The sequence below is a fragment of the Pantoea sp. QMID4 genome (assembly GCF_030270445.1).
Lineage (GTDB): Bacteria > Pseudomonadota > Gammaproteobacteria > Enterobacterales > Enterobacteriaceae > Pantoea > Pantoea vagans.
On the sequence record NZ_BSXL01000003.1, the window covers coordinates 177,719 to 189,948 of the forward strand.

Consider the following 12,230-nt stretch of genomic DNA (forward strand, 5'->3'; position numbering starts at 1 on the left):
AGCCTCTTTATTAACGCTTAACCCAGCCAAGCGTACGCTCAGCCAGTTGATTTCGTAGCCATGGCAAATGATCCATCGCCAGCAGACCCAGGTTGCGACCGGCCACCATCGGGCCATAGCGATTCGCAAAGACGCGAACCAGCCCGTCGGTAATGCCCATGGTCGCAGCGCGATCGGGCTGACGACGCTGCTGGTAATGGTTCAGCACCGCATAGCTGCCGGGGTCCTGCTGCTGGCGATGGGCAGCGGCCAGGGTTTCGGCCAGCGACATCACATCCCGCAGACCCAGATTGAAGCCCTGACCGGCAATCGGATGCAGCGTCTGCGCCGCATTGCCCACTACCGCCACGCGGTGGGTGACGGGCGAGATCGCCCGGTGCAGCGCCAGCGGGTAATATTCACGCTGACCGGTGTGGGTGAATTTGCCCAGGCGCCAGCCAAAGGCACGCTGCAAGTGGCTCAGGAATTCAGCCTCGCTCCACGCATGAATCTTTTGACGATCCGACAGCGGATGACACCAGACCAGTGACAGACGGTTGCCGGACATCGGCAGCAACGCCAGCGGGCCATGTTCGGTGAAACGCTCGAACGCGCGGCCCTGATGAGGCAACGCAGTCGTGACATTAGCAATCACGGCGAGCTGTTGATAGTCGTCCCGCTGCCACTGAATACCGCACGAGGCGGCCAGCGCAGAGCGCGTGCCATCCGCCGCCACCAGCAGTTTGCCGCTGAGTTGCTCGCCACTGTCCAGCGTCACCTTCACCTGCTGCTCGCTGCGTTGGGCATGCGTGACGCGCGCCGGACAGCGCAGCGTCACGCCTGGCGCTTTTTTCAGTTCAGCAAACAGCCGCTGACCGACGTCAAACAGTTCGACCACCTGTCCCAGGGCCGGAATCGCGTAATCAGCCGCTGCCAGCGACACAAAGCCAGCGTGTCCGCGGTCGGAAACATGGATGTCGGTAATCGGGGTGGCACTGCTGGCGATGCGCTGCCACAGATTGATGTCCGCCAGCTGCTGGCAGGTGCCGGCAGAGAGCGCAATCGCGCGGCCATCGAAACCGGGATGCGCACGACTGCCAGGCTCGCGGCTTTCAATCAGCGTCACCGGCAGGGTGCCCTGGGTAAGATGGGAGATCGCCAGCGCCAGCGTCGCCCCGGTCATACCGCCTCCGGCAATCAGAATCGTCATGCCTGTTTTGCCGCCGCCATCAGTGCTTCAATCTCATCGGCCTCTTTTACAACGCTATCGGTGAGATTTTCGATACCCTCTTCCGTGATCACTATGTCATCTTCGATTCGGATGCCGATGCCGCGATACTGCGCGGGAACGTCTGCATCCGGGGCGATATAAAGGCCCGGCTCAATGGTTAACACCATGCCCGGCTCCAGAATCCGGTCGCGGCTGGGGGTCCCATAGTGACCAACATCGTGCACATCCAGCCCCAGCCAGTGGCTCAGGCCGTGCATAAAGAACCGACGATGCGCCTCTTCGGCAAGCAGGGTATCAATGTCGCCTTCAAGAACGCCCAGTTCAACCAGACCGGTAATCATGATGCGCACCACTTCATCATTCACTTCACGAATGCTGATGCCGGGCCGGAACAGCTCAAGCGATCGGTTCAGCGAAGCCAGCACGATGTCATAAATGGCGCGCTGCGCCGGGCTGAATTTGCCGTTAACCGGGAAGGTACGGGTAATATCGCCCGCATAGCCGTAGAATTCACAGCCTGCATCAATCAGCACCAGATCGCCGTCGCGCATTTCACTTTCGTTTTCGGTGTAGTGCAGAATGCAGCCGTTCTCACCGGCACCCACGATGGTGTTGTAGGAGGGATAACGCGCGCCGTGGCGGGTAAATTCATGATGAATCTCCCCTTCAAGCTGGTACTCAAACATGCCGGGCTGACAGGTTTGCATGGCACGGGTATGTGCCAGTGCACTGATTTCCCCGGCGCGACGTAACAGCGCAATCTCCTCCGCATCTTTGAAGAGGCGCATTTCATGCACCCACGGTCGCCAGTCAATGACGGTAGCGGGTGCACTGAGATTCTGACGGAAACCGCGACGCAGCTTGTCCAGCGCGCTGAACACCAGCGTATCCGCATGGGCATATTCGCCCTGCGCATGGTAAATGACGTCAAGACCATTCAGCAGCAGGTGGAGTTGTTCACCGATATCACTCCAGGGTAAGGCACGATCGACACCCAGTTTTTCGGGAGCCGCCTCCTGGCCCAGCCGACGGCCAGACCAGACTTCTGCTGCCGGGTCACGCACCCGGTTAAACAGCACGCTGTGATTATGATTTTCATCGCTTTTAATCAGTACCAGCAGTGCCTGCGGCTCGTTAAAGCCGGTGAAATAGCTGAAGTCGCTGCTCTGACGAAACGGGTATTCCGTGTCATTACTGCGTGTTACTTCAGGCGCAGCAAAAATCAGCGCTGCGCTGCCAGGCACCATCTTTGCCAGCAGCGCCTGACGACGCTGCAGATATCGTTCCAGTGAAATCATCTCTGCACTCCCTGTAAAATGACCGGTTAAACGCGTTGACCTGAAATTAGTGTAGCGTCGGTTTTTGCACTTCTGGCGCGGTGGGCTGGGGACGGGTAAACGTATCGTGGCACAGCAGTGCGGCGACACGCACATACTCGATCACCTCTTCCAGAGACTGCTCCAGCTCTTCCTGGTCTTCATCTTCTTCGTAACCAAGCTGGGCGATGGTGCGCAAATCGTCGATTGCTTCACCGGTTTCGCCGGTGACCTTATCCAGTTTAGGCTGTGTTACGCCCAGACCGAGCAGAAAATGGTTAACCCAGCCTGCCAGTGCATCTGCGCGGTCAAAGACAGTGATGTCATCGTCAGCAGGCAGCATCAGCTGAAACAGGAAGCCGTCATCTTCCAGCGTGGTGGCCGTGTGCTCGTGCAGCGCCGCCAGCGGCACGGCAAGAGTGTGTGAAAACGCCATGCCTTCGTTGGCCAGATCGTGTACCAGCGTCTTCCAGCTGGCGTCCTGGTTACCGCCACAGAGGATCCCGCTCAGCAGGCCATGCATTTCCGCGGGCGTCATGCCAACGCCCTGCTGGGAGAGCACTGCCGCGAGCGCGTTGTAATCGGGGGTTGCGTTCTGTAAGGACATAAGTTTTCATCGTCGTTGGCAGAATAAGTTCGTGTTATGCTACCACTAGCTGCCTCAAGGTTTCCAGAAAAGGGGTTGTATCTTATTTCGTGGGTCTATATAGTTGCCCGCCTCCCAAGCCATTGACTGCTAAGGGAGTTGCGAGCGAAGTAATCAGTCAGGAAGGTGGCATGTCTGCACAACCGGTAGATTTACAAATTTTTGGTCGTTCGTTGAGAGTGAATTGTCCGCCAGAGCAGCAAGATGCGCTCAATAGCGCGGCTGAAGATCTCAATCAACGGTTGCAAGATCTAAAAGTTCGCACTAGAGTCACAAATACAGAACAACTGGTGTTCATCGCCGCGTTAAACGTCTGCCACGAGCTGGCGCAAGAGAAAGTGAAAACGCGCGATTATGCTGCTAATATGGAACAACGTATTCGTATGTTGCAGCAGACGATAGAACAGGCATTGGTTGAGCAAGGTCGCATCTCTGAGCGTGAGGGTGCGAAGTTCGAATAAAACTTCATGGTTGCTATCGTTACAGCAACGGTGAGGTAAATTTTCTCTGAGATGTTTGCATGTGGGCCAGTCCCCTGAGCCGATATTTCGAAAAAACAGAATGTGACGCTCTGTAACCTGTGTGCATGCTCGGTTCGTCCGAGAAGCCTGATGGTTATGACGGCATGTTCACCTTGAACCAAGGGTTCAAGGGTTACAGCCTACGGCGGCATCTCGGAGATCTTCCTTTCTGTAGTCCTGCTTTTTTCCCCAGACCGACATGTTATAGTCGCTGCACAGCGGCTTATCTGGTGGGGAAATCATGTCTGAACCTTCCATGTCATCACCTTCAATGTTACAGCGTCAGGAAATTCGTCAGCAGGTGCGTCATCTGCGTCGTGCCATGACGGATGAGCAGCAGGCCCAGGCGGCCGAACAGTTCGCTGAACTCGCCCTTAACTACGCCCCGCTCTCAGCCGCACGCAATATTGCCCTGTTTTTATCGGTTGATGGTGAGCTGAATACCCGTCCGCTGATTGCCCGACTCTGGCATCTGAAGAAAGCCGTCTATCTGCCGGTTTTACACCCTTTCTCTCCCGGTAATTTACTGTTTCTGCGTTACTCGCCCGATACCCCATTGCTCCCGAATAAACTGCGCATTCCTGAACCGCCGCTCGATATCCGGCAATTGATCACACTTGATCAATTGGATCTGATGCTGGTGCCGCTGGTGGCCTTTGATCAGCATGGGCAACGGCTGGGGATGGGCGGCGGCTTCTATGACCGCACGCTACAGAACTGGCGGCAGCACGGTTTTTTGCCCGTCGGTCTGGCACATGATTGTCAGCAGGTCGATAGCCTGCCGGTTGCAGAATGGGATGTGCCTTTGCCAGCGGTGATGACGCCGTCAAAGCTCTGGCAGTGGGAGTAGAAAAGTACTGTTACGGTATTTCAGACGGCTTAAATCCATATCTGGGCACATCTGGCAGCAATCAAATAGCTCAACGCGCAGGGAACAGGGTCAGAAGAGGAAAGCGTCCCGCGCAAGGGACAAAAACGCCGGGAGCGTTTTTGAACAACGCAACGCGTTGGCCCTTTTAAGGGCGCACCTCAGGGATGAGGTGCGTACTAAAAACGCCGGGAGCGTTTTTGAACAACGTGAAGTGTTGGCCCGGCAACGGGTACACCTCAGGAATGAGGTGCGTAATCGCGCGGGCCGGGCATGCCATGGATGGCAGCTTTTGCCTCTTTCCGATCTGACCGTGTTCTCTTCGCAGTCTCGGTCTTACAGCAAGTCGGGACAGACTGTCTTAACTACCTGAAGAGACGCGACTAAACGCCTCTTCAGGTTTGTATCGCTTAGTAAAGCAGACGCGCGCGGATAGTGCCCGGAATCGCTTTCATTAGCTGCAGCGCGTTCTCTGCCACTTCCGGCTCTGCATCGATGTCGATAACTACATATCCCATAAACGGCGAGGTTTGCAGATACTGCGCGGCGATGTTGATGCCCTGCTCTGCGAAAATCTGGTTGATGGCCGTCAGCACGCCGGGACGGTTTTCATGGATGTGCAGCAGACGACTGGCGCTGATACCGTGAATCGGCAGTGACACTTCCGGGAAGTTAACAGCCGAGAGAGTCGAACCGTTATCGGAATATTTTGCCAGCTTACCCGCCACTTCAATCCCGATGTTCTCCTGCGCTTCTTCCGTCGATCCGCCAATGTGTGGCGTCAGGATCACGTTGTCGAACTCACTCAGTGGAGAGATAAATGGCTCGCTGTTAGTGGCAGGCTCTGTCGGGAAGACATCGATGGCTGCGCCACCCACATGCTTTCTGGCCAGGGCATCACACAGCGCCGGAATGTCCACGACGGTGCCGCGTGAGGCGTTAATCAGCAGCGCACCGGGTTTCATCTGCGCCAGCTGCTCTGCACCGATCATATCCTGTGTAGAGGCGGTTTCCGGCACGTGCAGGCTGACAACGTCGCTCATGTTGAGCAGATCGGCCAGATGGCGTACCTGGGTGGCATTACCCAGCGGCAGCTTGTTTTCAATATCGTAGAAGAAAACATGCATGCCCAGGCTTTCTGCCAGCACGCCCAGCTGCATCCCGATGTGGCCGTAACCGATAATACCCAGCTTTTTACCACGCGCTTCAAATGAGCCTTTGGCAATCTTATTCCAGATGCCACGGTGTGCTTTCGCATTCGCCTCGGGGATGCCACGCAGCATCAGCAGCATCTCACCAATGACCAGCTCTGCCACCGAGCGGGTATTCGAGAACGGCGCGTTGAACACCGGAATACCCCGGCTCGCAGCCGCCTGCAAATCAACCTGGTTGGTGCCGATACAGAAACAGCCAACGGCGACCAGCTTTTCAGCCGCCGCAAAAATCTCTTCAGTGAGCTGGGAGCGGGAACGGATACCAATGAAGTGCGCATCGCGGATCGATGCTTTTAACGCGTCGGAGTCCAGTGCGCCCTTGTGGAATTCGATGTTGGTGTAGCCTGCAGCCCGCAGATTCTCCAGCGCGCTCTGATGGACACCTTCCACCAGCAGGAACTTAATCTTATCTTTTTCCAGTGATACCTTTGCCATTTCCCGATCCTATTCAGCATTCAATGAGGACTACCATAAGCCAGCCTTCTGTCAAAATATCAAAAAAATCGCGTCCGGCAACACAAACGATTGCCCGGCAGCCAGCACGGCAACGGCTGACAGCAGCACATTGCCGGACAAAATCATGAGGTCAGCGATGAAGAGAGAACGAACCTACTGTCGATGACGGTTATGTGACATAAGTCACCAAATTTCACCGGCGCGAGAAAAGATGATTTGCAGGCAGAAATAACCGGCGCCTTTACAGCGCCAGACAGATCATTTTTTGATGGTTTTCACGCCACCAGGACCGCCAATCAATGCGATATCGGCACCGCGCGAGGCAAACAGGCCAACGGTAACGACGCCAGGCAAGGCATTGATGGTTTTTTCGAGCTCAATCGGATCGAGAATGCGCAGATTATGCACATCGAGAATAATGTTGCCGTTATCGGTCACTACGTTCTGACGATATTCAGGTAAGCCGCCCATTTTCACCAGCTGACGCGCCACGTAACTGCGCGCCATCGGAATCACTTCCACTGGCAATGGAAAACGCCCCAGAACATCGACCTCTTTTGAGGCGTCAGCGATGCAGATAAAGGTCTCTGCCACCGCGGCCACGATCTTTTCACGCGTCAGCGCTGCACCGCCGCCTTTGATCATCTGCATCTGAGGGTTGATCTCATCTGCGCCATCAACATAAACCGACAGCCGGTCAATTTCGTTCAGATCGAACACCTGAATACCCAGACTTTTCAGCTTCCGGGTAGAGGCATCAGAGCTGGAGACGGCACCCTCGATCTGATGCCTGACCGTAGCAAGCGCATCAATAAAGTGGGCCGCGGTGGATCCGGTGCCTACACCAACAACGGTGCCCGGCTGCACGTAGTCAAGTGCAGCCCAGCCAACGGCTTTTTTCAGTTCATCCTGGGTCATGGTATGTTTAAAACCTGTGCGACAACGAAGTGCGCGTAGTATAAAACAAGGCTTGCTGAAAATGCTCGGCTGTCCGACGTGGATTTATCGCTTTGGAAGCCAGCCCACAAAAAACAAGAGAGCCATCACAGGTGACACTTTTCTGGCATAGTGACGTCCACCCTGAAGGAGAGAGAAGAAGAATGAAACGCCCGGATTATCGAACGCTTCAGGCGCTGGATTCAGTGATCCGCGAACGCGGCTTTGAGCGTGCCGCACAAAAGTTGTGTATCACCCAGTCGGCAGTTTCACAGCGTATCAAGCAGCTGGAGAACCTGTTTGGTCAGCCGCTGCTGGTGCGCACCGTGCCGCCGCGTCCGACTGAACAGGGGCAAAAACTGCTGGCGTTACTGCATCAGGTGGAGCTGCTGGAAGAGGAGTGGCTGGGCGATGAGAACAGTGGCACCACGCCGCTACTGCTTTCGCTGGCGGTCAATGCCGACAGTCTGGCGACCTGGCTGCTGCCTGCGCTGAAAGATGTGCTGGCGGATTCGCCTGTCCGTCTGAATCTGCAGGTCGAAGATGAAACCCGCACTCAGGAGCGTCTGCGTCGGGGTGAAGTGGTGGGTGCAGTGAGTATTCAGCCGCAACCGCTACCGAGTTGTCTGGTCGATCAGCTCGGTGCACTCGACTATCTGTTTGTCGCGTCACGCGACTTTGCCGATCGCTTCTTCCCTAACGGCGTCACCCGCTCTGCCCTGCTGAAAGCGCCTGCGGTGGCCTTTGACCATCTTGATGATATGCATCAGGCCTTCCTGCAGCAGAACTTTGATCTCTCACCCGGCAGCGTGCCCTGCCACATCGTGAACTCCTCTGAAGCCTTTGTGCAGATGGCGCGGCAGGGTTCAACCTGCTGTATGATCCCGCATCTTCAGATTGAGCGTGAGCTGGCAAGCGGTGAGTTAATCGATTTGACGCCGGGACTGTGTCAGCGCCGGATGCTCTACTGGCATCGGTTTGCGCCGGAGAGCCGCTTAATGCGTCGGGTGACCGATGCGCTGATTGCGCATGGACATCGGGTGCTGCGGCAGGATGACGTGGCAGCCTGAAAACAGACACGGGGGAAAGCCCCGTTTTTGTTGCTGACAAATCGGGTGGGAGTCTTACAACAACGGAAAAGTTAAACGCGAAGGGAACAGGGCCGAGCGGCCAGGGATGGCCTTAGCGACTTTCCGATCTGACCCTGTTTCCTGTGGAGACATCGTCTCACAGCGAACCGGACCCGGTTTTGTCAACAATCTCAAACGGGGCATCAGCCCCGTTTTGCATTATGGTGTGTTGGGCTTAAGCTCAAACACCACATCTACCTGATCGTCAAAGTTGATGCTCTGCTGATCGTAGGTTTCCTGCGCCGACGTATCTGCCGCGGCTGCCGCTTTATACATGCGGTTCATTGGCATCGGCTGATAGTTGGCAACCTGATAACGAATGCTGTAGATGGATCCCAGCTTCGCGTTGAAACCTTCAGCCAGCTGTGATGCCTGCTGAGTCGCATTTTTAATCGCAGCTTTACGCGCCTGCTCTTTGTAGCTTTCCGGGTTTGCTACGCCTAACTCAACGCTGCGTACTTCATTCAGACCGGACTTCAGCGCCCCGTCCAGCAGATCGTTCAGCTTGTCCAGCTGACGCAGGGTGACCTGCACCTGACGCACCGCGCGATAGCCTTTCAGTACCGATTTACCCTCTTTGGTGTAATCGTACTCAGGCTGTGTGCTCAGGTTAGCTGCATCAATATCTTTCTTCTCAATGCCGTTTTTCTGCAGAAAATCGAAATATTGCGCAACCCGGCTATCCGCCTGCTTTTTCGCATCTGCAGCATCTTTCGACGACACGTTCACCACAATTGAGAGCGTCGCGATATCGGGACGGGCATCGACCGTTGCCTTGCCTGAGGTCACCACGTGCGGTCCGTTCGGTAACTCATCAGCGTATACGCCAGGCAATGCCCCGGCGCTCATGATTGCGGCCAGAGCCAATGCTTTCAGTTTCATGAAAGTCCTCCTTGAAAAGGTCACTATGACGGCTTCCAACCGGCGAAGCCCAACAGCGCATCGGTATGCGCCATGCTTTGAGTGGCCATTATGGCAAAAGTTCGCCTGCGGTGCGGTAATTACCGCCACGGATCCGGGCCGGGATCAAAAATCGGCAATACCCTGGCGCGCCAGTTGCAGGGCGATAAACCACATCACCGCGCCCACCAGCAGGTTAATAATGCGCTGGGCTTTCGCGGTACGCAGGCGCGGTGAGAGCCACGCGGCCAGCAGGGCCAGCCCGAAGAACCAGAGGATCGACGCACTGATGGTGCCCAGCGCGAACCACTGACGCGCCGTGGTGGTCGGCAACTGACCGCCAAGACTGCCCAGCACCACAAAGGTGTCGAGGTAGACGTGCGGATTGAGCCAGGTTACCGCCAGCAGCGTCGCAATGATGCGTCCCCTGCTCTGCTTTAACGGCGCACCATCCGTCAGATCAGCCTCACCGCGAAAAGCACTGCGCAACGCACCCCAGCCATACCACAGCAGAAAAGCCACGCCCGCCCAGGTGATGACCATCAGCAGCAGTGGAGACTGGCTTAGCAAGGCGCTGCCGCCAAAGATGCCGCCGCAGATCAGCAGAATATCGCTCAGCGAGCAGAGTGCCGCCGTCATCAGATGGTACTGACGTTTAACACCCTGATTCATCACAAATGCGTTTTGCGGCCCCAGCGGCAGAATCAGCGCGGCACCGAGGGCAAACCCCTGAAAGTAGAGAGATATCACAGAATTACGTCCTCATATCGTCAGATGCGAAGAAGTATAAAGAGAGGCAATGATTAGCGGAAATGGAAATAATTAATCTGCTATTAGCAAAATTAATGGGCGACGGGCGCCGCCCATTGAGCGATTACTGCGCCTGCGGCTGAGTTTCTGGCGTGGTTGCGTCCGACTGTGTGACGCGATGTAAATGCACATCCATCTGCGGATAAGGAATACCGATTCCTTTGCCATCCAGCGCACGTTTGAAGTTCTTAAGCAGATCCCAGTAAACGTCCTGCAGGTCGCCGCTGTTGCTCCAGCAACGCACCACAAAGTTCATGGAGGAAGCAGCCAGTTCGTTAAGACCGATCTGGATACCCTTATCTTTTAATACACGGCTGTCGGCTTCAACAACCTGCTGCAGTAAGGCAATGACTTCATCCACATCCGCTTCATAAGCGACGCCAATGATAAATTCATTGCGGCGAACCGGCTCACGCGAGAAGTTAACGATGTTACCGCTGATGATTTTACCGTTTGGCACCACCACAATTTTGCCATCCCCGGTCCGGAGCGTGGTGGAGAAAATCTGCACATGCAGTACGGTTCCCATCACACCGCCCAGATCAACAAACTCACCCGTACGGAACGGACGGAAGGTGACCAGCAGGACGCCTGCGGCCAGATTTGAGAGCGATCCCTGTAAGGCCAGACCAACTGCCAGACCAGCAGCACCCAGTACAGCAATCACCGAGGCAGTCTGTACTCCAATGCGTCCCAGGGCTGCGATAATGGTAAACGCGATAACGCCATAGCGCACCAGAGCAGAGAGGAAATCTGCTACCGTAGCGTCAATATGACGGGCAAGCAGTAGACGATTGACCGCGTTGGAGATAATACGGGCGATAATCATCCCGACAATAATGATGGCGATGGCAGCAACGATATTGACGGCATAGCTCAGGATCAGCGCCTGATTGCGTATAAGCCAGTTGCCTGCGTTATTGATGCCGTCGACGACGTGTAACTCTTCCATTTATTAGCCCTGTTGTTAGATTCCCATCGGGGAATGAAAAAACTGCCAGATGTAATCCGACACCCTGCTACCAAGGGTAATCAATTATCAACTGAAGCGCCAAATTGCCAGGCGTTAAACCCCGATTTTCCAAAATGATGTATAAAAAAAGGCCCTTTCGGGCCTTTTTTGTACGATAACTGAGTGTCAGTTACAGTACGTCGACAGCGTTAAGCTCTTTGAAAGCCTGCTCCAGACGCACGACCATAGAGGCCTGGGCAGAACGCAGCCAGACGCGTGGGTCGTAGTATTTTTTGTTTGGCTTGTCGTCGCCTTCCGGGTTACCCAGCTGCGACTGCAGATAGCCTTCGTTCTTTTTGTAGTACTGCAGGATGCCGTCCCAGGTTGCCCACTGGGTGTCGGTATCGATGTTCATCTTGATCACGCCGTAGCTGATAGACTCTTCGATTTCTGCAGCAGAAGAACCTGAACCGCCGTGGAAAACGAAGTCCAGCGCGTTGTGCGGCAGGCCATGTTTTTCACATACAAATTTCTGCGAATCGCGCAGAATGGTTGGGGTCAGTTTCACGTTACCTGGCTTGTAGACGCCGTGTACGTTACCGAATGAAGCCGCTATGGTGAAACGCGGGCTGATAGCATGCAGTTTTTCGTACGCGTAGTTCACATCTTCCGGCTGAGTGTAGAGTGCAGAAGCGTCCATGTGGCTGTTATCCACGCCATCTTCTTCACCACCGGTGCAGCCCAGTTCGATTTCCAGCGTCATGTCGAGTTTCGCCATGCGCGCCAGGTATTTGCTGCTGATCTCGATGTTCTCTTCCAGGGACTCTTCTGACAGGTCGATCATGTGAGAAGAGAACAGTGGTTTACCGTTTTTCTGGAAATACTCTTCACCTGCGTCCAGCAGACCGTCAATCCATGGCAGCAATTTCTTGGCACAGTGGTCAGTGTGCAGGATAACCGGCACGCCATACTGCTCAGCCATCAGGTGAACATGGTGTGCACCCGCAATAGCGCCGAAAATGGCCGCGCCCTGTGGCTTATCAGTCTTGAAGCCTTTACCTGCGATAAATGCAGCACCGCCGTTAGAGAACTGGATGATGATTGGCGCTTTAACTTTCGCAGCGGCTTCCAGTGCAGCATTGATGGAGTCGGTGCCGACGCAGTTTACGGCTGGCAGTGCGAATTTGTTCTCTTTCGCAACTTTGAAGATCTTCTGTACGTCATCACCAGTGACAACGCCGGGTTTTACGAAATCAAAAATTTTAGACATG

Annotated in this window: 12 protein-coding genes and 1 other RNA gene; 4 read left to right on the forward strand and 9 right to left on the reverse strand. The window is 55.1% G+C overall.

The features are described 5' to 3' along the window. Positions 1–10 precede the first annotated feature (10 nt). The 3 genes from ubiH to QSK07_RS08270 are packed head-to-tail and all read right to left on the reverse strand — an operon-like array spanning position 11 to position 3,133. Positions 11–1,189 (reverse strand): 2-octaprenyl-6-methoxyphenyl hydroxylase, encoded by a 1,179-nt coding sequence (gene ubiH, locus QSK07_RS08260; protein ID WP_285721331.1) that lies wholly within the window; start codon positions 1,187–1,189, stop codon positions 11–13. Continuing rightward, positions 1,186–2,508, reverse strand: a complete 1,323-nt coding sequence (gene pepP, locus QSK07_RS08265) for a Xaa-Pro aminopeptidase (protein ID WP_285721332.1) — start codon at positions 2,506–2,508, stop codon at positions 1,186–1,188. The genes ubiH and pepP overlap by 4 nt, the downstream gene beginning before the upstream one ends. A 46-nt stretch (positions 2,509–2,554) precedes the next feature. Further along, entirely contained in the window at positions 2,555–3,133 is a 579-nt protein-coding gene (locus QSK07_RS08270; protein WP_098052444.1) for a YecA/YgfB family protein, read from the reverse strand. A gap of 170 nt (positions 3,134–3,303) precedes the next feature. Between QSK07_RS08270 and zapA the strand changes: the two genes are divergently transcribed. From zapA to QSK07_RS08285, 3 genes are all read left to right on the forward strand, one after another. After that, entirely contained in the window at positions 3,304–3,633 is a 330-nt protein-coding gene (gene zapA, locus QSK07_RS08275) for a cell division protein ZapA (RefSeq protein ID WP_008925677.1), read from the forward strand. Positions 3,634–3,673: 40 nt separating this feature from the next. After that, a non-coding RNA gene (ssrS, locus tag QSK07_RS08280) (6S RNA) lies at positions 3,674–3,857 on the forward strand. A gap of 92 nt (positions 3,858–3,949) precedes the next feature. Continuing rightward, positions 3,950–4,543, forward strand: a complete 594-nt coding sequence (locus tag QSK07_RS08285) for a 5-formyltetrahydrofolate cyclo-ligase (RefSeq protein ID WP_098053133.1) — start codon at positions 3,950–3,952, stop codon at positions 4,541–4,543. A gap of 428 nt (positions 4,544–4,971) precedes the next feature. On the opposite strand, the gene serA is transcribed toward QSK07_RS08285, so the two are convergent. Further along, positions 4,972–6,210, reverse strand: a complete 1,239-nt coding sequence (gene serA / locus QSK07_RS08290) for a phosphoglycerate dehydrogenase (RefSeq protein WP_285721333.1) — start codon at positions 6,208–6,210, stop codon at positions 4,972–4,974. Between the two features lie 279 nt (positions 6,211–6,489). After that, complete coding sequence (gene rpiA / locus QSK07_RS08295) at positions 6,490–7,149, reverse strand: ribose-5-phosphate isomerase RpiA (protein ID WP_285721334.1); 660 nt, start codon at positions 7,147–7,149, stop codon at positions 6,490–6,492. A gap of 182 nt (positions 7,150–7,331) precedes the next feature. Between rpiA and QSK07_RS08300 the strand changes: the two genes are divergently transcribed. Further along, positions 7,332–8,237, forward strand: coding sequence for a LysR family transcriptional regulator ArgP (locus tag QSK07_RS08300; protein WP_010248822.1), 906 nt, complete (start codon positions 7,332–7,334; stop codon positions 8,235–8,237). A 219-nt stretch (positions 8,238–8,456) separates the two neighbouring features. Here QSK07_RS08300 and QSK07_RS08305 read toward each other — a convergent pair whose 3' ends face one another. The 4 genes from QSK07_RS08305 to fbaA all read right to left on the reverse strand — a co-directional run bounded on the left by QSK07_RS08305 (position 8,457) and on the right by fbaA (position 12,229). Next, positions 8,457–9,179: an oxidative stress defense protein gene (locus QSK07_RS08305; RefSeq protein ID WP_150014177.1), complete on the reverse strand. Its 723-nt coding sequence runs from the start codon at positions 9,177–9,179 to the stop codon at positions 8,457–8,459. 144 nt (positions 9,180–9,323) lie between these two features. Further along, complete coding sequence (argO, locus tag QSK07_RS08310; protein ID WP_285721335.1) at positions 9,324–9,947, reverse strand: arginine exporter ArgO; 624 nt, start codon at positions 9,945–9,947, stop codon at positions 9,324–9,326. A gap of 124 nt (positions 9,948–10,071) precedes the next feature. Continuing rightward, positions 10,072–10,959 carry a small-conductance mechanosensitive channel MscS gene (gene mscS / locus QSK07_RS08315; protein WP_098052439.1) on the reverse strand — a complete coding sequence of 296 codons (888 nt, stop codon included), beginning with the start codon at positions 10,957–10,959 and terminating at the stop codon, positions 10,072–10,074. A gap of 190 nt (positions 10,960–11,149) precedes the next feature. Beyond that, positions 11,150–12,229, reverse strand: a complete 1,080-nt coding sequence (gene fbaA, locus QSK07_RS08320; RefSeq protein WP_098052438.1) for a class II fructose-bisphosphate aldolase — start codon at positions 12,227–12,229, stop codon at positions 11,150–11,152. Position 12,230 lies beyond the last annotated feature (1 nt).